The organism is Hallella seregens ATCC 51272 (genome assembly GCF_000518545.1).
Classification (GTDB): domain Bacteria; phylum Bacteroidota; class Bacteroidia; order Bacteroidales; family Bacteroidaceae; genus Prevotella; species Prevotella seregens.
On record NZ_JADU01000001.1, the window covers coordinates 339,584 to 363,550 of the forward strand.

The following is a 23,967-nucleotide window of genomic DNA, read 5'->3' on the forward strand; positions in this document are numbered from 1 at the left end:
TGTTGGTTTTGGCGGCTGCGGTGCCTCAGTAGACGGCGCGGCGCAACCTCCCGAAGTGGCTGATGAGGTCCTTGAAATCGGCTTGGTTGTGGATGTTGAACCGGTTCCACAGGTCGCCGCAGACCACTACGCCGCCGAAACCCAGCTGCCGGGCCACGCCGATGTTGTCGATGCCCATGCCGCCCAGTGCGTAGACGTGGCGGTCGATGAGGCTCTGCGCCGAGGCTTCTTCGAGCTGACGCAGGGTGAAGTTGGATTTTTCGTCGGGAAATTCAATGCAGTCGAAGATGTTTTTCAGGAACACATACTTCGATTTTTTCTTCATTGTTTTGAGTTGTGACAGGTCGGTGCACGTGCGGCTCACGTCGCCTTTGTAGCCCTGTGGCACGTCTTCCGCGGCATTGTCCAAGTGAATGCCGCCGAGTTTGTACTCGCCTTTGAGGTAGTAATGGCCGTGGACGCTGATTCTGCGGTAGTAATCCTCGGGTATCAGGGAGAGCAGACGCTCTGCATAAAGAGGCGATGACCCCGGCTTGTACAGGTGCAGGCTGTCCATTCCCTCGTCAAAGAGAGTCGTGAGTATTTTGTCTTCCTCCACAAAGAATGTGGATTTGGTCATGATTATCAATTTCATCGTTGATATCTTTCGTCGCTGACGTCGCGCGCCGCCTATGCCGTTTTCGTGTGCAAATGTAGGAATTTTCCTTTGAATCCGCAATATTATTGGAAAATAAAACCTAACTTTGCATGAAAAGACAGACAAAATGAAGGTAAATCTGGACAGCTTTGAGGGGCTCCGCCGGCCGGCATACATTCTGGAAGAGACGAGGCTCCGCAGCAATCTTGCGCTCATATCGCGCGTGGCCCGCGAGGCCGACGTGGAGATTATCCTGGCTTTCAAGGCCTACGCGCTGTGGAAGACGTTTCCCATTTTCCGCGAGTATATCCGTGCCACCACGGCCAGTTCGCTCGGTGAGGCCAGGCTGGGGTTCGAGGAGTTTGGCAGTCCCACGCACACGTTCTCACCGGCCTATACCGACGACGAGATAGACGACATAGCCCGCTGCTCCAGTCACTTGACGTTCAATTCGCTCACGCAGATGGAACGATATGCGCGTCGCACGCTCGCCGTCAACGGCGACATCAGCCTGGGGCTGCGCGTCAATCCTGAATACAGCGAGGTGGAGACGCTGCTCTACAATCCCTGCGCACCGGGTTCGCGTTTCGGCGTAACGGCCGACAAGCTGCCCGCCCGACTGCCCGGTTATATCGACGGACTGCACTGCCATTGCCACTGCGAGAGTGGAGCCGACGTGTTTGCACGCACGCTTGCACACATCGAAGAACGCTTCGCCCCGTGGCTGTCGCAGGTGCACTGGGTGAATTTCGGAGGTGGTCATCTCATGACTCGCCGCGACTACGACGTGCCCTTGCTGGTTCGCACCCTGCGCGAGTTTCACGGCCGCCACCCCCATCTGCATGTCATCCTTGAGCCGGGTAGCGCTTTTGGCTGGCAGACGGGGCCCTTGGTGAGTCAAGTGGTCGACGTGGTGGAGGACAAGGGCATCCGCACGGCCATCCTCAACGTGAGCTTCACTTGCCACATGCCCGACTGCCTTGAGATGCCTTACTGGCCGGCTGTAAGGGGTGCACGCACCATCGAATCCGATGCCGACGGACTGCTTCGGGGCTGTCATGGCGACCACGTTTACCGCCTGGGCGGCAACTCTTGCCTAAGCGGAGACTTCATGGGCTACTGGGTTTTCGACCACGAACTGCAGGTGGGCGAGAACGTGATATTCGAGGACATGCTGCACTATACCACCGTCAAGACCAGCATGTTCAACGGCATTTCCCATCCCGCTATTGGGCTGGCTCGTGAGAACGGCGAGTTGGAGTGGCTGCGCGAATATACCTATGTCGATTATCGCTCGCGCATGGATTAGCCCGACGGCCGGCTGCCCGTCGGCACATGTCGTGGGCGCAGGAGGCCGTCGGCCCGTCCGAGTGCCCTCTTATATTAATAAGGTGTAAAGATTAAATGGCGTTTTATAGAAAAAAAGCCGCCCAAAAGTTTGCGAGAAAGAAAAAAAGTCGTACCTTTGCAACCGCATTTAGGGAAATGCTTCTGGAAACAGAATCCATGCGGCAATAGCTCAGTTGGTAGAGCACGACCTTGCCAAGGTCGGGGTCGCGAGTTCGAGTCTCGTTTGCCGCTCCACACTTTGAATAAACCAACGATGGGTCGGGAACCCTTCATGCCCAGGTGGCGGAATTGGTAGACGCGCACGTTTCAGGTGCGTGTGTTTAACGACGTGCAGGTTCGAGTCCTGTTCTGGGCACATTATTCAAAGTATTTACATGCTGGAGAGGTGGCGGAATTGGTAGACGCGCTACTTTGAGGGGGTAGTGACAATTGTGTCGTGGGAGTTCGAGTCTCCTCCTCTTCACTTGTAATTTTGGTGTGCGGCAATAGCTCAGTTGGTAGAGCACGACCTTGCCAAGGTCGGGGTCGCGAGTTCGAGTCTCGTTTGCCGCTCGTTTTTCTATTAGAGCAACATCGCCATCCATGAATTTATATTTAAGATATTTCGATAAGGAAACACTTGTTTCCAATGCTGACGAAGCCATTGATTTTCTGAGATCCATCCAAGAGATAGCCGTCACTCCCGATCTAGAGGCCGATATTCGCGACTATGCTGCCAGTGAAGTCTTCTTTCCCAAGAGGTACAAAGTGCGTGCTCATGTGTATTTCATCGTCATCAAGACGGTGGCTGCCACCATGCTTGACTTCAAGCAGAAAAAGGGTCTGCGCGCTTCGGGCAACGGCAATGGGCAGGACAGGCGCAGTGCCGCCGACAATCAGATGGCACGCTTGGTCGAAGAACGCGCCGGTTGGTACGAGGGCGACCTTGACTTCAAACGGGTGGTGATGGTTCCTTCGACGGGCAAGCACGAGTATCGCGACACGCATTTCGTGGCCCGCTGCAAGGCCAACTCTGGACAAGACTGCTACAATCGCATTGTGGAACACCTGCGTGACCGGGTGGATACCCGCAGCCAATTCCCCTCGGCCAAGGGCAAGAACTTCCGGTTCAAGTATCTGGGCATGTGGAAGTAAGGCTGCGGCGATGAACAAGGTGATGCTGATAGGCAACGTGGGCAAGGAGCCCGACGTGCGTTACTACGATGCCGACCAGGCCGTGGCCAAGCTCTCGCTTGCCACTACAGAGCGGGGATATACGCTGAAGAACGGCACGCAGGTGCCCGATCACACCGATTGGCACAACCTGCTGTTCTATCGTCAGCTGGCCAAAATCGTGGAACAGTACGTCCACAAGGGCGACAAACTCTACATAGAGGGTCGTCTGCGTTACAGCACTTACGATGATCCGCAGGGCAAGCGCCGCTATGTGACCGAAATTCTGGTGGAAAATATGGAAATGCTCACGCCGAAAACCCGTCCTGCAACCGACCCCAACCGTCCCGCGAGCGACTCCAACCGTCCTGCAACCGACCCTAACCGTCCTACGAGCAACGGTTCCCGTCCCTCATCCGACGGCTCCCAGCCGGTGTCCATGCCCGGCACAGCAGCCCCGACGGCGGCCGAAACGCCCGACGACGGCGGTCTGCCTTTCTAAATCTCACACTGACAACATTGGATATTTCAGCTTTACAACAGGCCGGAGAGTGGGTGGAGTTCCAGCCCTTGACCGTAGGCATCGTCGTGGCAGCCCTATTGGCTGCTTTTCTGCTTTTGCTGTCCGGTTTCGCCAGCGGCTCGGAGATTGCCTTTTTCAGCCTCTCGCCCCAGGACATCGACGACCTGAACCCCGGCAAGGATGCCCGCGACGCGCGCATTCAGCAGCTTCGCGACGACTCCGAGCGCACGCTGGCCACCATCCTTATCACCAACAACTTCGTGAATGTGACCATCATCATGCTCTGCAACTACATCTTCGGGCATCTGGTTCACTTCAAAGTGGAGTGGCTGGAGTTCCTTTGCATCACGGTGTTGCTCACGTTCCTGCTTCTGCTTTTCGGCGAGATTATGCCCAAGGTCTACGGTCGTCAGGACCCGTTGAAGTTCTGCCGGCGCGCCATCGGCGGCGTGCTCTTCTTCCGAAGACTGTTCTGGCCGCTCGAGACGGTGCTCATCAAGAGTGGCGTCATTGCCGAGAAGGCCGTGCCCCGGGAGAACCGACAGCTCAGCGTGGACGACCTGGAGCAGGCCCTCGAACTCACCGACAAGGAAGACATCAAGGACGAACAGAGCATGTTGCAGGGCATCATCCGCTTCGGCGACGAGACGGCCAAGGAGGTGATGACCAGCCGACAGGACATTGTGGGCATAGAAATTCACAGCAGTTATCAGGATGTGCTGAAGTGTATCGTGGATAACAACTACAGCCGCATCCCTGTTTATCAAGAAAACGACGACCATATTCGTGGCGTGCTGTATATCAAAGACCTGTTGCCCCACTTGTCCAAGGGTGGCGGTTTCCGCTGGCAGAGCCTCATCCGACCGCCTTATTTCGTGCCCGAGACCAAGAAAATAGACGACCTGCTGCGCGAGTTCCAGAGCAACAAGGTGCACATGGCCATCGTCGTCGACGAGTTTGGCGGCACCAGCGGACTGGTGACGATGGAGGATATACTCGAGGAAATCGTGGGCGAAATCAACGATGAGTACGACGAAGACGAGAAAACCTACTCCAAGTTGAGCTACAACACCTACCTTTTCGAGGGCAAGACGCTGCTGAGCGACTTCTGCAAGATACTTCAAATCGACGATGAAGAGTTTGCCGAAGTGGAGGGCGATGCCGATTCGCTGGCCGGATTGCTGCTGGAACTTAAGGGTGATTTTCTGAGCATTCACGAGAAAATAGAGTACAAGAACTACACTTTCGAGGTGATGGCCGTGGAAGGACGGCGCATCAGCCGGGTGAAAGTGACGGTGGGCTGAGCGTGCCCGAGGATTCCATACCATGCCCTTGATACGACTGCAACAGCTTGGAGCCGATGTCCGTCTGGGTTTGTGGCAGATGACGGAGGATGTCGCCGCACTGCCCGTGCCGCCCGAAGACCTGTCGCGCTACCACTCGGCCAGCCGCTTGCGCGAGCGGCTCACGGCCTATGCCCTGCTGCGCGAGATGACGGGCCGGGCCGACTTGGTGATCGACCACGACGAGACGGGCCGGCCGCTGGTCGACGGCTGGAACATCAGCATCAGCCACACGCGCGGCTGGGCAGCCTTGATTCAGTCGCGCAGCAAGGCAGTTGCCGTAGACATTGAGTTCTTTTCGGATCGGGTGAGTCGGGTCAGAGACCGTTTTGTCCGGCCCGACGAAGATGGCGACAGCCTTGCCTGCCAGCTCATTAACTGGAGCGCCAAGGAAACGGTGTACAAGCTACTGGGCCGCGAAAACCTGCAATATTTCGAGATGCGCCTCCTGCCGTTCGTGCCCGCAGCGCAGGGACGGGTGGTGGTGGAGGACTTGAAACATCCCCGCCGCGTCGAGGTGGACTATGAGCTGAACGGCGATTTCGTGCTCACCCACGCCGTGGACTGAACTCACTTTTGCTTCCTATTGAAGCGGCGGCCGTTCTACCGTCTCCCGTTACTCCTTTTCCACGGTAACGGGATGTTCTGTTTCCCGTTTCCATTCTTTCAGAAAGGCTGTCCACTCTTGTGCCGAGTGATAGCCGAAGTCCTCTTTGTCGCTGGTGTAGGCCAGGCCGTAGTGCAGGTGTCGGCCCACGGGCTTCACCACGAATCCATAGTTGTCCTTGTCGGCGGGCAGCTCGCGCACGCGATAATCTCGCGGCACATAGATGCCCAGCCCCACCGTCTCGCGTTTCCAGTTCAGCGTGTCGGTGGAGGGCCAGTCGGTGCCCCAGCAGCCGCGCAGGCCGTCGTGGTCGGTATATTCCGTGGAGTTTTTCACGTTGATGATGCCTGTCGACAGCTCCTGCCCGTCCAGATCGCGGTTGAAAGTGGCGTCCACCTCCATGTCGCGGTGCTTGGCATAGAGCGTGTAGCGCAGCGTCATGTTCACCGGCCGGGTGTCCGGCACGATGGTCCAGCCCCCATCTTCCACCTCCACGATGGTGCGCACGGGGCCTTGTGCCACGATGCGCTGCGTGCGGCGGGCCACTTGGTCGAGCAGTGTGGGCTCCTTGCCGTCCCATCCGCGCAGGGCACCCAGCCCGAAAGTGTTGCCCACCCACAGCACGTCGTCGCCGTAGCCCTCGGCCTTTTGTGCCTTGGAGGTGTAGAACTGCGTGGCTTCAAGCTCCAGCCGTTTGCGGAATTTTCCATAAAGATCAAGGGTTTGCCGCTTGTCCATGTAGATGCGCATGGCGATGAGTTCGTTCTCGAAAGCCACCCCGTGATGGTGGAGCACGTTGTAGGGATTGGCCGTGCGCCGGTCTATGGTGATGGAGGAGAGGTAGATGTCGTGCTTGTTCTTCTCGGTCACTTTAGGGTTGCGCAACACTATCTCGGCATAGGTGCGCGCCGGATATTGGCGTGGCTCGCCCTCGGCATGGAGCGTCACTGCGGCCCGTCGCACCTGCCGTTTGTCGAAGCCTACAAGGAAACTCAACTCATCATTGGTGCCGTCTTGGTCGAGGTCGTCTATCTGGCAGGGCGTCTCATGCCCGTCTACCGTGACCACGGCCGAGCGCACGTCGCCGTAGGGGGCCAGCCGGAGCACGACGGGTGCATCCTGCCGCGCCAGGGGAGAGGAGAGTTTCAAGTTGACCGTGGTCTGGGCGCCCACGGCCGTGCACAGGGCCCATGCGGCCGTCATTGCGAGTTTGCGTTTCATGATTTTGGCTTGTTTTAGTCTTTGCAGACAAAGTTACGAAATCTTTTGCCCATAGTCATGGCGGTGCGTCTACACTTTTGCCGATTTTTCAAAAAAATAAACTTAAAAATGGAAAATACGGGAAAATATTTAAGTTTTTTAGCTTATTTCTTTGCGTTTAAAATGTTTTTTAGTACTTTTGCACGTATATTTGACGAAAGATTTGGTACGCAAGGTTTATTACATATTGCTTTTAGCCATGCTCTTCTGCGTTGCGTGCGAGTTCAAACTCAAGCCCAACGACGATGAAGCAGATGCCAGTCATATCAAGGTGGAACGATATGACCGGCTGCAGAGCCGTTATCTCATCACGGGAGACTTCTCTGCCCTGCAGCAAATGAACATGGAATACCCCATCGAAACGCGTACTTTGGTGGAGAAAATGCTACAGATTGGCGAGGTGAGCGACCACGACATCTACGAGCGTTTCCTGCGCTTTTATCAGGACTCCACCCTGCAGACCCTCATCAACGACGCCGAATCCGAGTATGCCAATATGGACGACATCAACCGCGATCTGGAGCACGGCTTCGGCCGGTTGCAGGAGTGGCTGCCCACGATGCCCCTGCCGCGCGTGTACGCCCAGATAGGCGCGCTGAACCAGAGCATCGTCGTTGGCGACAAGATGATTGGCATCTCGCTCGACAAATACATGGGCCCCAGGTATGCCATCTACCAGCGTTATGGCTACTCGCCCGAGCAATTGCGCACGATGGGCCGTTGCTACATCGTGCCCGATTGCCTTTCTTTCTATCTGCTCAGCCTCTACCCGATGGACAATTACGACTCGCGCACGCAGCTGGAGAAAGACCTTCACATGGGCAAAGTGATGTGGGTGGTGAACAAGGCCTTGGGCAACCAGCTGTTCCGGACCGACTATACCACGATGGTGGCCCGCTACATGCACAGCCATCCCTCGGTCTCCATCGCCCAGTTGCTCGAGAGCGACGACTACAGCAAGATGCAATAATGACTTGACTGAACGGTGCACGAGGCGCGGTTCGGTCTTTCTTCCATACCTTATTCTTATATTTCGCATTGCCTCCAGGTTGTTTGCCGGCTCTGTGGTGCGGTAGATTTCTGTGGCTTGAGGCCCCGGTGAGGGGCCATGGGCTGTTTGGGGGGCTGGGAGATAGGCTTAGATAGGAGAGGGATAGGAAGTGATAGGCGGTGATAAGGGCGATGACAGACTGTTGCGGGGTGCTTTTGGGGGCTGGGGAGTGGGCTTGAATAGGAGGGGATAAGAGGTGATAGGCTGTGATAAGGGCGATGACAGGGGAGGGCGTTGCACTGTTGTTGCCCGGCCGTGGCACTGTCGACAAGTTGGTGTTACGGTGTAATCGCGTGATGATTAGGCCGTTATCGCAGGGGCTTTATGCCGTAATCGCGTTGCCTTTTTGCCGTAATCGTGGGGCGATTACGGCGTTGTGGTTGGGCGGTTGTCGTGTCAGGATGATGCTGCCATTTTGTTGCCGCCTTCTCATCATGCCTCGTTGTATGGTTGTCTCTCGGTTTTCTGTGTTTTGATGGCTTGTGTATTGTCTTTTGATGGTTTGAATATTTGTTTCATTTCTCATGTCGGCATAGAGGCGGAGATACATGCAAAAGGGTGCGAGGGCTGGGGCGCGGCATGGCCGGAGAGGGCTTCTGACGAAAAAAATGGGGAAAAAAGTGGGAGAAAAAGTGCAACATGTCAAAAAAACGCCTATCTTTGCACGTAACAAAGAGTAACTTGTCTGAAACAAATAACGAATGAAACAAATCATTCTCCTCGGTCTGGCCCTGCTCGGCGGACTGGGAGCCCGTGCCCAGCAATGGGACGACAAAATCGTGATTGCTGACTGTGAAGACCAGTACATCCTGCAGATGGACGGCGGTCATCCCGTTGTGAAGAACAAGACGAGCGTGACCTACGAGTCGCTGTCGGCGGTCGGGGTGACGGCCCAGACCGTAGCCCTCTATGGCGACAACATCGAGCTGGGACGCGTTTCCACACCCGGCACGAAGACTTACAAGAACGTTACGCCCGAGAACGTGTTCTACGATGACAGCAAGGGCTGCTTCATCACCTGTCCCATCCGCAAGAAAGGCAAGACGGGCGAGGTGAGCTGGAGCCGCACGTTTACCGACATCAAGTATTTTACCCGCGTTTATCTGCTCGACGATTACTTCATCCGGCACAAGACGGTGACCGTCACCATTCCCCGTGCACTGTCGGGCTACCGCATCAAGGAGATGAACTTTGCGGGCTATCCCATCGCCGCCTCGCACACTTCCTCGGTCGATGCCGAGGTCTATACCTACACCATCGACCATGCCTCACGCATGAAAGACGAGGAAAACACGCCGCCGGCCTCCAACGTGTTCCCCTATCTCATGGTGCTGGGTTCGTTTCCCAGTGTGGACGATTTCTACACTTGGTCGGCCCAGATGTCGGCCGTGGACACCGCGGTGCCCGGTCTGGAGGCCCTGGTCAAGGAGATCACGGCCGGCTGCAAGACCGACGAGGAGCGGCTGAGCAACACCTATCATTGGGTGCAGGACCACATCCGATATGTGGCCTTCGAGGCCGGCATGTCGGGATTCCGCCCCGACACCCCCGCCGAGGTGCTGCGCAAGCGTTACGGCGACTGCAAGGGCATGGCCCTGTTGCTCAAGACTCTGCTCCGCGCCGAGGGCTTCGACGCCCGCCTTACCGACATCGGCACCGACGAAGTACCCTGCACCATGACCGAGGCGCCCACGCTGGCCGCCACCAACCACGCCATTTGCACCGTGCGCCACAAGGGGCGCGACTACTATCTGGACGCCACCTGCAAGTACGTGCCCTACACCTACGTGCCGCAACACATACAGGGTTCGCAGGCGATGATCGAGGACGGGCCCAAGCCTCTGCTCCAAACGGTGCCCGTGCGCCCGGCCGACAGTTCCCTCGACAGCCTGTGCTACCAGTACCGGCTGCAGGGCGATGCCCTCGTGGGCAAGGCCATTTACCAGCTGCGCGGCGACATGAAAGAGTGGTTTATGACCTCGGCCGAGAAGGCGGGCAACAAGGACAACGACGAGATGCTGGGGGCCAACCTCAATGCCGACAACCACAGCATGGCCGTGAGCGGCGTGAAATGGATTGCCCGCGACCCCCGCGAGGAGTGGGCCCGGTTCGAGGGCAACGTGAGCAACACGGCCGCCGTGCAGCGCGTGGACGGCGAAGTGTATGTGGAACTGAACCCTCACAACAACCTCTTCGACAGTCGGATAGATACCACCGACCGCGTGGGCGACTACTATCTGCCCGTGCGTTGCAACGTCGTGCGCCAGGCCGTGCTCACCCTGCCCGCCGGCTTCCGCGTGGCCGAGCTGCCCCGTCCGGCCACCTTCACCCTGCCCGGCGGCGTGCTGAGCTGCACGTTCAGCCGGCAGGGAGGCCGCATTGTCTACCACCAGAAGATGCAGATTAACCGCCGCCGCATACCCCGCGCCGAGATTCCGGCCTGGAACACGGCCATCAGCCGGTGGCAGGATGCCTGCAACCGCCAGTTGGTGCTCAGACACTGACGGCCCGGCGGGGTCTCGGCCCCTCTGCAATTTACCCCACAGAACAACCATCAGCTATCATTTATTACCTAACATCAACTCCCATGATGAGAAAAGCCATGATTACCCTTGTGCTCCTCGTCACTTGTCTGACGGGCTGGGCCTTCGACAACGACGACTACAAGGCCTTTGCCGCCCAGGTGCGCAAAGAGGTGTGGAGCCGAGACATGCCTGACTTCAAGACGCGTAGCGTGCCGGCCAAGTACAAGAATGAGTCGGCCGTGATACTCGCCTCCTACGAGGAAGTGAGCGTGGACCAAAAACGAAAGTTCTCTATTTACTCCAGCGGTTACTCGGTGAAGCAGGTGAACAGCGGGCACTTGCGACGCATGCTGGTGAAGATTCAGGACAAAGCCTCGCTGGAGAAGTTCTCCACTTTCGACTATTCCACCTACCGGCGGCAGTTCAACACGGGCTTCGGCACCGACGACGTGCGCAACGTGCTGGGCGTGCGCGTCATCAAACCCGACGGCAGCGAAACCGAGGTGAGCGGCGACGACTACGTGTCGGAGACCGAAGGCAAGCGCGGACAAGAGAAGAAAGCCAAGCTCGCCGTGCCCAACTTGCAGGTGGGCGACCTCATCGACGTGTTCTCCTATTACCAGAGCAAGGTGAAGGAAGAGAACGTGGACCCGATGAGATTTGTGTTTGAAGAAGACTATCCCATGCTCTCTTACCGGGTGCATTGTGTCATCGACCGCAAGTTCTGCACCCAGTACCGCACGCTCAACGGAGCCCCCGACTTCACGGCTTCGACCGATGAAGACGGCAACGTGGTGCTGGATGCCGAGGTGAAAAACGTGGACCGCACCCAGCCCGACTACGGTTACAACAGCATCAGCATGTCGCCCATCACGCTGCTCTACGTGACGGGCAAGGTGGATCTGGGCTATCTGCCCAAGAGCACCAAGGACAAAGGGCTGCACGCCAACCCCGACGCCACCGTCATTCAAGAGGACGCCTGGAATTGGTGGAAGAGCTATAACAAGGGTAAGTGGAGCTTCAACAAGTATCTGAAGAACGTGATAGGCCAGGCCAAGAAGCTGGATTCCGACGAGGCCAAGGCCGATCACGTCTACAATTTCATGGTCATGTCCTCGCTGGTGAACCGCCAGGACTATCTGGACTACCGTGACCTGCCGTGCGCGCTGGAAGACATTCTCAAGAAGTGCGGCGTGAAAATGGATCACGTGCTCGTCACCAGCTGGCTCAAGGAACCCCTCGGCCAGCTCATCAGCTACGGCAATGCGGCCTGGGCCCTGCGGCTTAAGAGCGGCCGTTACTACCTGCCCTTGGGCTACGCCGCGAGTGCCAGTATGATACCGTCCATGTATCAAGGCCGTGCGGCCTCCGTCTATACGGGCGAGGGCAACTATGCCAAGGGCCCGTTTGAACAGGCTGTCACCCCGGTCAGCCAGGCCCAGGACAACGTGGAGCGCATCGCCGTCCAGGCCACTGTCGACGGCAGCCACCTCAACATCAGCCGTCGATCGGAGTTCACGGGTTGCTGCAAGGAGGGACTCATTGACGACTATGCCACGCCCGACGAGATTATGCGGGGCTGGGGCAAGCCCTACGGCTACACGCGTTATGTCGACTTTTTCACGGGCAAGAACGCCAAAGACAAGGCGGCCGAGGGCATGAAGAACAGCGAAAAGCGCATTGCCGACAACTTCAGGGACGAGGTGACGCAGTATCATGACCGCGCCCCTGTGGCCATTACAGGCACCAAGGTGGAGTTGGTGGGCGAGAACGGCGGCCCCTTGGCCTACACTGTTGACTATCAGATGGACGGCATGGTGAAGACGGCCGGGCAGAATCTGGTGGTGTCCATCGGGCAGTTGCTGGGCCGGCACATCCACATCGAGGGCCGCGAACGCACGCGCGATTGCGACATCATGCGTGCCTTTGCCAAGACTTACGAGGTGGAGGTGAACCTGCAGCTCCCTGCCGGCTACATGGTGAACGCCGCCAGCCTGCAGCGGCTCGGCGCCCATGTGGACAATGCCACGGGCAGTTTCGAGGCCGCCGCCCGGCTCGACGGGGGCAAGCTCGTGCTCACGGTCAGAAAGGTGTACAAGCATCAGCTGGAGCCGGCCGCCAACTGGCCGAGCCTGCTCGAGGTGCTCGATGCCGCCTATACTTTCTGTTCGCAGCAGGTGGTGCTGCGCAAGAAGTAATTGCACGCGGCCGCCCACGGGCGGCCGCCGTGTTGCTGTATTGCGGAGACAGCCACTCCGTCTCGTTTCGGGGAATGAAAACGGCAGACACGCAAGTGTCTGCCGGAGTGTTTGGAGGCTGTGTCCGATAAAAAACATGCGGCCAGGCAGCAGAGTTCCGCCTCTGTCTGCCTGGCCGCATGGCTTGGGTTCTACACCTGCGGCACCTTGGCCAAGTTGCGTTCAATCTCTTCATCGGAGACCATATAGTTGGTCAGGTCGCCGTTGATGTAGCTGTTGTACGACGGCATGTCGATGAGTCCGTGGCCCGAGAGGTTGAAAAGGATGACGGGCGACTTGCCCTCGACCTTGGCTTTCTGGGCCTCACGAATGGTGGCGGCAATGGCATGGCAGCTCTCCGGGGCGGGAACGATGCCCTCGGTCTGGGCAAAGAGCACGCCGGCGGCAAAGGTCTCGAGCTGCGGGATGTCTACGCCGTGCATGTAACCGTCTTTGATAAGCTGGGAGATAATCACGCCGGCGCCGTGATAGCGCAGGCCGCCGGCATGGATATTGGCCGGTTTGAAGTCGTGCCCCAGCGTGTACATGGGCAGCAGGGGCGTGTAGCCGGCCTCGTCGCCAAAGTCGTACTCGAACTTGCCGCGCGTGAGTTTGGGGCAGCTGTTGGGCTCGGCGGCGATGAATTCAGTGTTCTTGTGGGTGCCGTCGAACAGGTGGCGCATGAACGGGAAAGCGATGCCGCCGAAGTTGGAACCGCCGCCAAAGCAGGCAATCACCTTGTCGGGATACTCCCCCGCCATCTCCATCTGCTTCTCAGCTTCCAGTCCGATGACCGTCTGGTGCAGGGCCACGTGGTTGAGTACCGAGCCCAACGTGTATTTGCAGCCCGGTGTGGTAGTGGCCAGTTCGATGGCTTCGGAGATGGCCGTGCCGAGCGAGCCGGGATGGTTGGGGTCTACGGTGATGATGTTCTTGCCGGCGCGGGTCGACATGGAGGGCGATCCCTCGACCGTTGCGCCGAAAGTACGCATAATCATCGAGCGGTAGGGCTTCTGCTGCAGCGTGATCTTCACTTGGTAAACGGCGGCTTCGAGGCCGTAGAGTCGGGCGGCATACGAGAGCGCGGCACCCCACTGGCCGGCGCCGGTCTCGGTGGTTACGTTGGTGTCGCCCTCCTGCTTGCAGTAGTAGCACTGGGGAATGGCGGAGTTTACCTTGTGTGAACCCAGCGGGTTGGTAGACTCGTTCTTGAAGTAGATGTGGGCCGGCGTGTCGAGTGCTTGCTCCAAAGCGTAGGCGCGCACCAAGGGGGTGGAGCGGTAAAAGGTGTATTTCTCCTGTACCTCTTCGGGGATGTCGATCCACGGGTGCTCGGCGTCGAGCTCCTGCTTGGAGCATTCAAGGCTGAAGATATGGGCCAAGTCCTCGGCGCAGAGCGGCTGCTTGGTGGCCGGATTCAGCGGGGGAAGCGGCTTGTTGGGCATCTCGGCCTGGATGTTGTACCACTGCGTGGGGATGTCTTTCTCCTGGAGTATGAATTTCTTCTGTCTCATATTTGTAGGGTTTGTTGCTAATCTGGATTTGCGACGACGCGCCGGAGGGTGCCCCGTATCGCGATGCAAAGGTAACGAAAAAAGGCAAAAGACCGCAACGAATCGCCGTTTTGTTTGGCGAAAGCGGCTTTTGCCTGACAAATCGTATGCCGTGAAGACAGGGTGGAGGCGGTGCGGACTAATGGTGGTAGCCCGCGTTTTGTGTGAGTCGGTGGTTGAGTTCGATGGCCTTGGAGGGGATGGGGAACACCGTGGTATAGCCTGAAGCCTCGCCGTCGAGCTGTGGGCGGAGGTCGTAGGCGGCGGCAAACAGGCCGTAACGGATGAGGTCTTGCCGCCGGCTTCCCTCCCACATCAGCTCCAGCCGCCGCTCTGCCAGGATGTTGGCAAGTGTGGCAGGGCGCGTCGGCATGCCCGCGCGGGTACGCACGGCATCGAGGTCGGCTTGGCCGTTGTCGCCGTTGCGCACCTGCGCCTCGGCCCGCATGAGCAGCACATCGGCAAAGCGAAAGAGCACGATGTCGTTGTCCTGCAGCTTGCCGTCGGCGTGGGCCTTGCGGTCTATTTCGTATTTGGACATGCGGGCGCCGGCCGTCTTCTCGTAGGTCGAGCCCGTGAGGTCGAGGGCCATGACGAGTGGATGGTAGACCAGTGCCTCGCCGTTGTCGAGCCGCACGACGCTGCCGTCCACGCGAACCGTGTCGGAATAAAAGTTGAGGGCGTAGCGATGGTCGAGGCTGTCGGTGCCGTAGCCATAGGCGCGAACCGTGGCCAGCGTGGCCGACGAGCCGTTCTCGGCATCCATGCCGATGGCCGAGCCGTGGGCATAGTGGCGCGAACGGAAGAGATTCCAGAACTGATGCTGGTATTTTATCTTGTCCATCGGGATGGTAAAGATGTTTTCCGAGGAGTTCTCGTTGTGTACGGCGAAGTTCGTAGCATAGTCGGTCTCCAGCCGATAGCCGGCGGCCTCCAGCTGGTTGCAGTAATAGATGCAGGCCTCCCAGGCGTTCAGCGTCTTTCCCTCAACGCTGAAGGTGATGTCGCGGCCGCTGGGCCGTTGGGCGTCGGTCCAGTTGTCGTCGGCATAGACCTCGGCATTCAGCAACAGACGGGCCAGTAGGAATTGGGCCACGGGGCGTGTCAGCCGGCCGTAGTCGGTGCCTTCCCAGTTGCTGCGGCCGGTTTCGAGATAGGGCAGACAGGCTTGCAGCTCCTCCACCAAGTCGCGAAAGAGCACGCTGCGCTCCACTTGCACCACGTCGTTGAGGGCTGCTCCGTCGGTCTTGACCATTGGCACGCGGCCGAAAAGGTCGAGCAACTCGTAGTAGAAAAGGCAGCGCAGCCCCGTCACCTCAGCGCGGTAGGACTGCTGCTGAGCCGTGGTGAGCAGCTGTTTGTTCGCTTCAATCTGAGCCAGCGAGTGGTTACAGAGCATGATAACCTTGTAAAGATAGTCCCAAGTATTGCGTAAAGGCAGGTCGGCGGCCGTCCAGGAGTGGAGGTAAAGGTTCTGCCAAAAGCCGCCGTCGAACCAGTCGCCGCCGCGCGTGGGGAGGATGGCCTCGTCGGTGGTAAAGGTATTATAGTCGTACACGCCGCGGTAGGTACCCTGCAACCCCTGCGAGTCGGCGGTGCCTCCTATATAATTATATAAGGTGGCAACGGCGTTGTTGTAGAGGTTGGCGGCGTTGTCGTAGGCCTCGGCTTCGGGCAACAGGCCCTTGGGCTCGTCTTTCAGGCAGGAGGTCAGCAGCACGGAGGCTGCCAGCAGGGGGAGTATATGTCGGATGGGCATGAGGTGTATGGGGATTGGTTGGTGGGTCATGGAGGAAAGTTTCAGAACTGAATGCTCAGCCCCAGACTGTAGGAGCGGTAGGCAGGATAGCTGCGTTTGTCGTCGATGCCGAGCGTGCCGTTCACGATATAGCTGTTAATCATGGGCGTGATGCCGCTGTATGAAGTGAGGGTGCACAGGTTGTTGACCGAGGCCGAGAGGCGCAGACCGCTGACATAGCGCGACTTTACGGGCACGTTCCAGCCTACGGTGAGGTAGTCCAAGTTGAGATAATCGCCCCGTTCCAGCCAGTAATCGGTGGCCGTCTGGTCCTGAATGTTCTGTCCCGGGGCTTTGGCCATGATGTTGTAGTCGGGGAAACTCGACATGTTCATGTAGGTCAGGGCCGTGCCGTTGTAGATTTTATGGCCGAAAGCACCGTTTATTTGCAGCGAGATGTCGAATGCCTTGTAGCGCAGACTGACGTTGGAACCGAGCGTCCACTTGGGCGTAGTCTGGCCCGCCACATAGCGATCGCCACCATCTTCGATGTTGATACGTCCGTTCTCGTCCAGGTCGGCGATGGTGTAACTATAGGAGCCGTCGGCGTTTCGAGCGAGTCCTGTGCAGTGGGGCAGGTAGAAAACGCCCAGCGGCTGCCCCACAATCTGATACACGATGTTGTTGTTGCCGCCGTGGAATCCGGCACCGTTGAGGGAGCCGATAGCCGTGATGTCGGATGCCGAAAGCCGTGTGCCGTTGTAGTCGCCCGAGAGCGAGAGCAGCTTGTTCTTCTGCCAAGAGAGGTTCAGATTGACGTTAAGTTCCACGTCGCGCTTCTTGATGGCGGTGACACCAAGGCCTATTTCCAGTCCCTGATTGCTCATACTGCCCAGGTTGGCCAGTATCTTGTCGAAGACAAATGGCGGTACAGGCACGTCGTACTGGTAGAGCATGTCGGTGGTTTTGGAGTAGTAATACTCGGCGGTGAGCACGATTCGGTTGTGCCAGAAACCAATGTCGGCACCCACGTTCAGTGTGGATCGCGTCTCCCACTTTAGGTCGGGATTGGCGTTGCGGTAGAGTCCCATTGTAGTTGTAGGCGTTCCACCCACCGACACCGTGCCTGTGGGTCTCACCAGACTGAGGGAGTTGTAGGAGTCGATGCCGCCCAGATTGCCCGACTGGCCGTAGCCCACGCGCAGCTTGAACAGCCCGATGCCGGGCCGAAACGAGGCAAAAAAAGGTTCGTCAGCGATGTTCCATGAGGCCGATACCGACGGGAAGTAGCCCCATTTGTTGTGGTCTCCGAACATGGAGCTGCCGTCGGCGCGCAGGTTTGCGTCGAGCGTGTAGCGACCGAGAAGCGTGTAGGAGATTCCGCCCATCAGTGACGCGAGGGCCGGCGCGGCGGCTTCGGAGCCGGTTCCGCCCCAGGGAATGGTGGATGCCGCCCCCAGATTGTCATAGCCCATTGCGTTGGTGGTGAATCCTTTCACCTGTGTCCAGAATCCGCTGCGGTTGCTCTTCTGGTACTCGCCCAGCAGTGTGGCCCCGAGATGATGGGCACCCCACGTGTTCTCATACGTGAGCATGGCGTTGCCCAGCCAGTCTTCAGTTTTGTGTTCTCCCCGGTAGGCCTGGCCTTGCGCCCACACCCACGTGGGGCAGAAAATGGCGTTTTCCAGCGAATTGTAGCTGTATGCCCCGAAGAACTTCAGGTGCAGGGCCTCGTTTCCCGTGCTCCCCTTGTGGGCGGGAGTGCCTGTAACGATGCCCAGCAGGTCGAAATCGAGCCTCAGATGGGCGTTTACATTTTGGCTGCGTTCGTCGTTTTTCTCCTTGAGCAGGGCGGCGGGCGGGGCGATTTGCGAGGCGGTTCCATTCCTGTCCCATTTGCCGGCGGCGTTGGTTCCGGCTGGGAAAGTGGGGTTTTGGGTAGCCGCACTGTAGAAGAGTTGTTGTTCGTTGAAAGGATATTTGTTCTTCTGTGAGGAGGCGAAGATACCGAAATCGATTTGTAGCAGGTCGTCGAAAGCTTTTTGCGACAGGTCGAACTTGGCGGCATAGTTCTGGTATTCGTTTACACGCAGGATGGTATGGTGATCCATCAGACCGATAGAGGCGCGGTAACTCGACTTCTCACTGCCGCCGCTGAACGCCACATGGTGGTTCATGACAAAGCCCGTTCTGGTCACTACATCCTGAAAATTGGTGTTGTAACCGCCGTCGTTGTAGCTGACTCCCAAGGACTTCGCCGTGGCGGTGTAGCCTGGCCCGTCGAGCATGTCGATGGTTTTGTATTTCGATTCAAAGCCGATGTTGCCGTCATAAGAGATATGAAACTGTGCGCCGCTGCCTTTCTTGGTGGTGACCTGAATCACGCCCGAGGCGCCACGAGAGCCATATTGCGCCGTCTCGGCGGCGTTTTTCAGGATGGCAAAGCTCTCGATGTCGGCCGGATAGATGCTCGACAGCGTGGAAAGATCCGAGTACACGCCGTCGATGATGACCAGCGGGTCGTTGCCGCCGGTGAGCGAGGTGGTGCCGCGAACGCGCACGGAGCTGAGCTGCGCCATGCGGTTCTCGCCCGACGAGATGTTTACGCCGGCCGCTTGACCGTTCAGGGCGTTGAGCGAACTGGTGACGAGGCCTTTGTTCATGCGTTGTTCGGTCACCACGTCTACGGAACCTGTGACGGGTTTCAGCATGAGCACACCCAGCGAGTCGCTGGGAATCATTGCGGGGCGCAGCACTTGGGCCTGGCCGGAGACGGGGGCAAACAAGGCGAGCGACAGGGGGAGGAGGCAGAGTTTCATGGGACAAATATAGGTAAAATAACGGTCGGTTGCAAGAGAATGGGGCATAAAAAATCGCGCAATCCTTGCAGATTGCGCGATTTGGAAAAGGTTTTCCGACTGCGGGAGAGCACCGCCGCAGCGCATGCCGCCCGTTGTCTCCGCCGGTTTATCGGTTGAGCCAGCGTTCGGCCTCGAGGGCAGCCTTGCAGCCCGAGCCAGCGGCCACGATGGCTTGGCGGTAGGTGGGGTCGGCGCAGTCGCCGGCGGCGAAGACGCCTTCCACGCTGGTGCGGGGTGTGTCGCCCTCCACCCGGATGTAGCCGGTCTCGTCCATGTCGAGCTTGCCGCGGAAGATGTCGGTGTTGGGCTTGTGTCCGATGGCCAGGAAGAAGCCGTCAATGGGCAGGTCGTACCGGCGTTCGTCGGCCTCTCCCTTGCGGTGAACAAGGTGTGCGCCCTCCACACCGCCCTCGCCGTAGAGGCCCAGCGTGTTGGTTTCGTAGAGTATCTCGATCTTCTCGTTCTCCTCCACGCGCTTGCGCATGATGTCCGACGCGCGCAGATAAGGCTTGCGCACAATCATGTAGACCTTGCTGCACAGGTTAGCCAGATAGGTGGCCTCCTCGCAGGCAGTGTCTCCACCGCCTACCACGGCCACCACTTTCTTGCGGTAGAAGAAGCCGTCGCAGGTGGCGCAGGCGCTCACACCCTGCCCGTTGTACTTCTCCTCGTCGGGCAGTCCCAGATATTTGGCTGAGGCTCCGGTGGCCACAATGATGGTGTCGGCCTCGATCTGCACGCCGCGGTCAGTGGTTGCCACGTAGGGTTTGCGGCTCAGGTCCACGTCGGTGATGATGCCATCGCGCACGTCTGCACCGAAACGCTCGGCCTGTCGGCGCAGTTCCATCATCATCTGGTTGGCGTCCACGCCCTCGGGATAGCCCGGAAAGTTCTCTACAATAGTGGTCTGCGTGAGCTGTCCGCCCGTCTGCAGGCCACAGTATTCCACGGGCTGCAGGTCGGCGCGCCCGGCATAGATGGCAGCCGTATAGCCGGCGGGGCCACTACCGATAATCAAGCATTTGGTATGTTCCATATACTCAAGAGTCTGCTAAAATATTTTAATGTTTGTACAATATTCACTTCCTGCTTATCGGCAAAGACCGTGCCAGTTTCTGCTTATTCGGCCAGCACTGCCTCGATGTCGGCCTTGATGTGCTCTGTTTTCTCGGTGGGCTCGTAGCGTTTCACCACCTGGCCTTTCTTGTTCACGAGGAACTTGGTGAAGTTCCACTTGATGTCGGCCGACTCCTTGTAGTTGGGATCGGCCTCGGAGAGCATCTTGTCGAGGATGGGGTAGATGGGGTGGCTCTCGTCCCAGCCGGCAAATCCCTTCTGCGACTTGAGGAATTGAAAGAGCGGGTCGGCGTCGCCGCCGTTCACCTTAACCTTTTTGAACCGTGGGAACTCCGTGCCATAGGTGAGCTTGCAGAACTCGTGGATGGACTCATCGGTGCCGGGAGCCTGCTGCCCGAACTGGTTGCAGGGGAAGTCCAGTATCTCGAAACCCTGTGCATGATAGGTCTCGTAGAGCTTCTCCAGCTCCTCATACTGGGGCGTGAAACCGCACTTCGTGGCAGTGTTCACGATGAGCAGCACCTCGTTGGCATACTCCTTGATGGATACATCTTTACCTTTTCTGTCTTTGACAGCGAATTCGTAAACAGTTCTCATTTCCTTGTCGTTCTAATGTTTTGTCTTTTTTATAAGTTCGTTGACACTTTGTAGGGCAAAAGTACAAAAAAAGATTTGGAGTCGGCGGAGCGGCGATTGCGGTTTTTCCAAGAATTAAAGTTATTTAGGGTTTCCCCTGCACGGGATAGGGAAAACCCACGGAAGAATATCCATTTTACGTTGCAGCATTCTTGGGAAACCGCTAATTTTGCAGCAACAACCAACAAAAAGCACTGTAACATGAAAAAGTTGACTACACATTTGACCATGCTTCTGCTGGCCGTGCTGGCCCTCTCGTTCAGCGCCTGCGAGCCGGCGGACGATGCGGACAGGGCTGCAACGCTCAACGGCACGTGGCACGGGTCGCTCGGGCAGTATTATTCCACGGTCTATGGAGACGAATATGCCGAGTGGGAAACGGAGTTCCGGTTCGAGAACTACAACGGCGACACCGGGATAGGAACCAGTGGACAGGGCGTGGAGATAGACTACGACCCGAGGGCTTGGAGCAGCCGTTACAAGTATTATGACTTCAGATGGGAGGTGGCCTACGGCAACATCTATCTGCACTATGCCAACGGCGACGAGCTGGTGATACGCAACTACCGCCTGAGCGACAGCAGCCTGGTGGGGCAATTGGAGACTTACAACGGCAAGTTTGTGGCCAACCTGAACCTCGGCCGCACCTCTTACTGGCCGTGGGGCGGCGGCTATGCCAAGTCCACCCGAGCCTCCGACGACACCCACGCCGGACAAAAACGCAACTTTGAAAAGTAAAACGATATGAAGAAACTGAAGATTTGGGTGGCAGTCGGACTGATGCTGGCTGTACCCGCACTCCTTGGGAGTTGTGACAGTGACCCGTGGTATGGCGGCTGGGACGATGGCTGGACGTGGGGAAACAACTACAACAACCGCCCCTCCGACGAGCAGGTGAGCAACGAAGACTTCTTTGTTGCGATGGCTCAGACGCTGGCAGGGCAGTGGCGTGGCAACATGATGGCTTATGCACTCGACGCTAACGGCACCGTCATCGACAGTATGGCCTACAGCACGGACATAGAGTTCAAGCAGTATAATGCCCAAAGCATTTCGGGTACGGGCACGCAGTACGACTTCAATCCCACCAACGACAAGCTGGAACTGCAGCGCAACTTCACCTGGTATATCGACCCACAGACGGGCAATATCTACTTGACCTACAAGGAAGTGAACGCCAACGGCACCACCTCAGACTATGTGATGACCATCGCCTACGACGATCTGAACCTGAATAACCGCTCTTTCACGGGCTACTTGCAGGCCACCAACGGCAACGAAGTGGACGATTTCTGGTTCAATCGGTACGCCCAGACCCGTGCCTCGCGCGGCATCACGGGCATCAAGAAGATAGTCTTCGTCAAGAAATAAAGTGCGCGGTGCGGTGCGGCTCCCTTGGGCTGCTCCGCACCGCTGCCGTTTGTGGCGGTCGCTCCAGCCTCTTCTTGCCACAGATGGGCACTGTGGGTTGTCGTCGTCTTTTCTTTTTTTTCTCACAGATTCCACGCTTTATTCTCACAGATTCCACAGATTTCACAGATGCTGCATAGGGGCCCTGATGGGAATGTAATGCTGCAAAACGTGGCGCATCTGTGGTTATCGGTGCTTGTCTGTGGCACAAAACACTTGTTTCTGCGCCTATGCTGCAGGTGTTCTCTCCTTTGTCGCGCATTCCGCTGCGACTGTAGTGGCCGGCTTTCATACCGGCCTGCATGCCCCGATGGGGCATTCTTCGCCGCATATCCCGCCCACCCGCCAATATCCTTTGGTCGGTCACGGGTGCTGGGCGGGCGGTTCTCTGGTGGAGGTATTCCCCACAATGGGTAGGCGTAGCATCTGTAAAATCTGTGGAATCCGTGAGAAAAACACAGAGAAGAATCTGTGAAATCTGTGGAATCTGTGAGAATAATGCGCGAAAACCGTGTGGGGAAGACGTGGAATCTGTGTGAAAAGGAGGCGGGAGCGGGGGCTGCGCTCCGGCCTCAATCCAGATGGAACAGCTCCTGCAGGGGCACCGAGACGGGCGAATGGTCGGGGTGGGTGTCCATGATGTCGGCCATCATGTCCCACCATTTTTGGGTGATGGGATCCACGTCGGTGGTGTCTTGCGAGTTGGTGTCCTTGGAACATTCCTGGTAGGCAAAGAGCAAGTTGGTCTCCTTGTCCCAGAAAATGGAATAGTTGCTCACGCCCTGGTCCTCGGTAATCATCTTCTTCAGTTCGGGCCAGATGACTGCATGCCGCTTGGCATACTCCTGTTCGCAGCCGGGCTTCAGGTACATTTTAAATGCAAATCGTTTCATAAGTTTTTAAATCGTTTGGTTGGGGTAGATGGCATGCCGGGTGCACGCGCATGTTTGCAAAGATAGTGAAAATGTGGGTTCCGCGCAAATAATCGGCCGGCGAATTGCTGTCGTTGACCCTTTTTCGCCCTGCGTTGACGCCGCTGCGGGCAGGGCCGCCCGTTGCCGTAGGGCGACGGCCTGACGACTGCGCCGCAGGGGCCTCGCGATGACGGCGTAACGGCCGCGTGATCACGCCGTAATGGCGATGCGATTATGCCGTAATGGCCGCGCGATCACGGTGTAACGGCGACGCGACAACACCGCGGACGGTTTGCCCCCCGGCCCGTCAGCTCGCGGCGTGTACCTTTTGCAGTGCCATCATGCGCCGCCACTTGAAGTAGCCGAAGACGGCAATGACCACGTAAAGCGCGTAGAGCGAGGCCTTGAAAGGGATGTCCTTGTAGAAATAGAGCGCGCTGGTCACCACGTCGACGACAATCCAGATGAGCCATTGCTCCACGTATTTGCGGGCCAGCGCCCAGATGCCCACGAAACTCAGGGCCGTGGTGAAGGCGTCGGCCACGGGCACCGTGGACCCCACCTGCACCAGCCAGTACCACAGCAAGGCCCAGATGGCCAGCGTGGCGAGCATCCAAGGCAGGATGAGGCTGCGCTTGAAGTGGGTGATGGCCCCGTCGGGACGCTCCGATGAGGGCCCCGTTGCAGTCTCGGGCATGGCTTGCCCCGTTTTCTTGCGCGTCCACACGTAGAAGCCGTAGACGGTCATGGCGATGTAATAGAACTCCATGGCGCAGTCGGCATAGAGTCCTTTGTCGTAGTAGAGCACGATGTCGAGGGCCTGCATCACGAAGCCCACCAGCCAAAGCCACACACTCGCCTTGTACTCCAGCAGGATATAGGCCAGCCCGAGGAGGGTGGTGATGAGATCGAGGCTTAGCAATTCAAAATACATCATTCAAAATTCAAAATTTCGCTGCGCGGTTACATGCAATCGGTGGCTTAGCAATTCATAATTCAAAATTCAAAATTCAAAATTTGGCTGCGCCGTGAAGCTGCCATCAAGATTGGAACAGATGGTTCTCTGTACTGTTCCATGATGAAGTCGATAGCA

General features: G+C 57.7%; 19 protein-coding genes and 4 tRNA genes. 14 read left to right on the top strand and 9 right to left on the bottom strand.

The annotated features are described in order from the left end of the window. Positions 1–25 precede the first annotated feature (25 nt). The gene (locus tag L888_RS0101495) at positions 26–634 is read right to left on the bottom strand and encodes a beta/alpha barrel domain-containing protein (RefSeq protein ID WP_027951593.1); all 609 of its coding nucleotides are present in this window, start codon (positions 632–634) and stop codon (positions 26–28) included. A gap of 130 nt (positions 635–764) precedes the next feature. Between L888_RS0101495 and nspC the strand changes: the two genes are divergently transcribed. The 9 genes from nspC to L888_RS0101545 all read left to right on the top strand — a co-directional run bounded on the left by nspC (position 765) and on the right by L888_RS0101545 (position 5,573). Next, positions 765–1,946, top strand: coding sequence for a carboxynorspermidine decarboxylase (gene nspC / locus L888_RS0101500; RefSeq protein WP_027951594.1), 1,182 nt, complete (start codon positions 765–767; stop codon positions 1,944–1,946). Between the two features lie 199 nt (positions 1,947–2,145). After that, positions 2,146–2,221: transfer RNA gene (locus tag L888_RS0101510), tRNA-Gly, on the top strand. A 39-nt stretch (positions 2,222–2,260) separates the two neighbouring features. Beyond that, positions 2,261–2,342 (top strand) — tRNA-Leu (locus L888_RS0101515). Between the two features lie 24 nt (positions 2,343–2,366). Further along, positions 2,367–2,450 (top strand) — tRNA-Leu (locus tag L888_RS0101520). 16 nt (positions 2,451–2,466) lie between these two features. After that, positions 2,467–2,539, top strand: a tRNA-Gly gene (locus L888_RS0101525). A 30-nt stretch (positions 2,540–2,569) separates the two neighbouring features. Continuing rightward, positions 2,570–3,121 (top strand): hypothetical protein, encoded by a 552-nt coding sequence (locus L888_RS0101530; protein ID WP_005843786.1) that lies wholly within the window; start codon positions 2,570–2,572, stop codon positions 3,119–3,121. Between the two features lie 10 nt (positions 3,122–3,131). Next, the gene (locus tag L888_RS0101535; RefSeq protein WP_027951595.1) at positions 3,132–3,641 is read left to right on the top strand and encodes a single-stranded DNA-binding protein; all 510 of its coding nucleotides are present in this window, start codon (positions 3,132–3,134) and stop codon (positions 3,639–3,641) included. 17 nt (positions 3,642–3,658) lie between these two features. Next, positions 3,659–4,966, top strand: coding sequence for a gliding motility-associated protein GldE (gldE, locus tag L888_RS0101540; RefSeq protein WP_027951596.1), 1,308 nt, complete (start codon positions 3,659–3,661; stop codon positions 4,964–4,966). Positions 4,967–4,988: 22 nt separating this feature from the next. Then, entirely contained in the window at positions 4,989–5,573 is a 585-nt protein-coding gene (locus L888_RS0101545; RefSeq protein WP_027951597.1) for a 4'-phosphopantetheinyl transferase family protein, read from the top strand. Between the two features lie 48 nt (positions 5,574–5,621). Here the strand turns inward: L888_RS0101545 and L888_RS0101550 are convergent, their stop codons facing one another. After that, entirely contained in the window at positions 5,622–6,833 is a 1,212-nt protein-coding gene (locus L888_RS0101550) for a DUF4861 domain-containing protein (protein ID WP_027951598.1), read from the bottom strand. A 238-nt stretch (positions 6,834–7,071) separates the two neighbouring features. On the opposite strand from L888_RS0101550, the gene L888_RS0101555 reads away from it, so the two are divergent. The 3 genes from L888_RS0101555 to L888_RS0101565 all read left to right on the top strand — a co-directional run bounded on the left by L888_RS0101555 (position 7,072) and on the right by L888_RS0101565 (position 12,646). Next, entirely contained in the window at positions 7,072–7,842 is a 771-nt protein-coding gene (locus tag L888_RS0101555; RefSeq protein WP_044126757.1) for a gliding motility protein GldB-related protein, read from the top strand. A gap of 782 nt (positions 7,843–8,624) precedes the next feature. Beyond that, the gene (locus L888_RS0101560) at positions 8,625–10,427 is read left to right on the top strand and encodes a transglutaminase domain-containing protein (RefSeq protein WP_027951599.1); all 1,803 of its coding nucleotides are present in this window, start codon (positions 8,625–8,627) and stop codon (positions 10,425–10,427) included. An 83-nt stretch (positions 10,428–10,510) separates the two neighbouring features. Then, a complete protein-coding gene (locus tag L888_RS0101565; protein ID WP_052323268.1) occupies positions 10,511–12,646 on the top strand; it encodes a DUF3857 domain-containing protein in 2,136 nt (711 codons plus the stop codon). A 191-nt stretch (positions 12,647–12,837) separates the two neighbouring features. Here the strand turns inward: L888_RS0101565 and L888_RS0101570 are convergent, their stop codons facing one another. The 5 genes from L888_RS0101570 to L888_RS0101590 form a co-directional block, all read right to left on the bottom strand. Then, complete coding sequence (locus tag L888_RS0101570; protein ID WP_027951601.1) at positions 12,838–14,199, bottom strand: TrpB-like pyridoxal phosphate-dependent enzyme; 1,362 nt, start codon at positions 14,197–14,199, stop codon at positions 12,838–12,840. 178 nt (positions 14,200–14,377) lie between these two features. Next, positions 14,378–16,027: a RagB/SusD family nutrient uptake outer membrane protein gene (locus L888_RS0101575; RefSeq protein ID WP_245594797.1), complete on the bottom strand. Its 1,650-nt coding sequence runs from the start codon at positions 16,025–16,027 to the stop codon at positions 14,378–14,380. Between the two features lie 11 nt (positions 16,028–16,038). Beyond that, the gene (locus L888_RS0101580) at positions 16,039–18,795 is read right to left on the bottom strand and encodes a SusC/RagA family TonB-linked outer membrane protein (protein ID WP_005843763.1); all 2,757 of its coding nucleotides are present in this window, start codon (positions 18,793–18,795) and stop codon (positions 16,039–16,041) included. A gap of 148 nt (positions 18,796–18,943) precedes the next feature. Then, on the bottom strand, positions 18,944–19,873 hold the full coding sequence (gene trxB, locus L888_RS0101585; RefSeq protein ID WP_005843759.1) for a thioredoxin-disulfide reductase: 930 nt from the start codon (positions 19,871–19,873) through the stop codon (positions 18,944–18,946). Between the two features lie 83 nt (positions 19,874–19,956). Next, positions 19,957–20,511, bottom strand: coding sequence for a glutathione peroxidase (locus L888_RS0101590; protein ID WP_027951603.1), 555 nt, complete (start codon positions 20,509–20,511; stop codon positions 19,957–19,959). Between the two features lie 240 nt (positions 20,512–20,751). On the opposite strand from L888_RS0101590, the gene L888_RS0101595 reads away from it, so the two are divergent. Continuing rightward, entirely contained in the window at positions 20,752–21,288 is a 537-nt protein-coding gene (locus L888_RS0101595; protein WP_027951604.1) for a hypothetical protein, read from the top strand. 6 nt (positions 21,289–21,294) lie between these two features. Next, positions 21,295–21,921 (top strand): hypothetical protein, encoded by a 627-nt coding sequence (locus tag L888_RS0101600; protein WP_005843753.1) that lies wholly within the window; start codon positions 21,295–21,297, stop codon positions 21,919–21,921. 611 nt (positions 21,922–22,532) lie between these two features. On the opposite strand, the gene rhaM is transcribed toward L888_RS0101600, so the two are convergent. Together rhaM and pnuC are read right to left on the bottom strand one after the other, a co-directional pair. Next, positions 22,533–22,853 carry an L-rhamnose mutarotase gene (gene rhaM, locus L888_RS0101605; protein WP_005843752.1) on the bottom strand — a complete coding sequence of 107 codons (321 nt, stop codon included), beginning with the start codon at positions 22,851–22,853 and terminating at the stop codon, positions 22,533–22,535. A 328-nt stretch (positions 22,854–23,181) separates the two neighbouring features. Next, complete coding sequence (gene pnuC, locus L888_RS0101610; protein WP_027951605.1) at positions 23,182–23,811, bottom strand: nicotinamide riboside transporter PnuC; 630 nt, start codon at positions 23,809–23,811, stop codon at positions 23,182–23,184. Positions 23,812–23,967: the final 156 nt, after the last annotated feature.

Coding starts and splice junctions, on each gene's coding strand:
- L888_RS0101600 (WP_005843753.1), top strand. CDS start 21,295: ATGAAGAAACTGAAGATTTGGGTGGCAGTCGGACTGATGCTGGCTGTA.
- L888_RS0101535 (WP_027951595.1), top strand. CDS start 3,132: ATGAACAAGGTGATGCTGATAGGCAACGTGGGCAAGGAGCCCGACGTG.
- L888_RS0101575 (WP_245594797.1), bottom strand. CDS start 16,027: ATGACCCACCAACCAATCCCCATACACCTCATGCCCATCCGACATATA.
- nspC (WP_027951594.1), top strand. CDS start 765: ATGAAGGTAAATCTGGACAGCTTTGAGGGGCTCCGCCGGCCGGCATAC.
- L888_RS0101530 (WP_005843786.1), top strand. CDS start 2,570: ATGAATTTATATTTAAGATATTTCGATAAGGAAACACTTGTTTCCAAT.
- L888_RS0101560 (WP_027951599.1), top strand. CDS start 8,625: ATGAAACAAATCATTCTCCTCGGTCTGGCCCTGCTCGGCGGACTGGGA.
- L888_RS0101570 (WP_027951601.1), bottom strand. CDS start 14,199: ATGAGACAGAAGAAATTCATACTCCAGGAGAAAGACATCCCCACGCAG.
- L888_RS0101590 (WP_027951603.1), bottom strand. CDS start 20,511: ATGAGAACTGTTTACGAATTCGCTGTCAAAGACAGAAAAGGTAAAGAT.
- pnuC (WP_027951605.1), bottom strand. CDS start 23,811: ATGATGTATTTTGAATTGCTAAGCCTCGATCTCATCACCACCCTCCTC.
- L888_RS0101545 (WP_027951597.1), top strand. CDS start 4,989: ATGCCCTTGATACGACTGCAACAGCTTGGAGCCGATGTCCGTCTGGGT.
- L888_RS0101555 (WP_044126757.1), top strand. CDS start 7,072: ATGCTCTTCTGCGTTGCGTGCGAGTTCAAACTCAAGCCCAACGACGAT.
- L888_RS0101565 (WP_052323268.1), top strand. CDS start 10,511: ATGATGAGAAAAGCCATGATTACCCTTGTGCTCCTCGTCACTTGTCTG.
- L888_RS0101580 (WP_005843763.1), bottom strand. CDS start 18,795: ATGAAACTCTGCCTCCTCCCCCTGTCGCTCGCCTTGTTTGCCCCCGTC.
- rhaM (WP_005843752.1), bottom strand. CDS start 22,853: ATGAAACGATTTGCATTTAAAATGTACCTGAAGCCCGGCTGCGAACAG.
- trxB (WP_005843759.1), bottom strand. CDS start 19,873: ATGGAACATACCAAATGCTTGATTATCGGTAGTGGCCCCGCCGGCTAT.
- L888_RS0101495 (WP_027951593.1), bottom strand. CDS start 634: ATGAAATTGATAATCATGACCAAATCCACATTCTTTGTGGAGGAAGAC.
- L888_RS0101595 (WP_027951604.1), top strand. CDS start 20,752: ATGAAAAAGTTGACTACACATTTGACCATGCTTCTGCTGGCCGTGCTG.
- L888_RS0101550 (WP_027951598.1), bottom strand. CDS start 6,833: ATGAAACGCAAACTCGCAATGACGGCCGCATGGGCCCTGTGCACGGCC.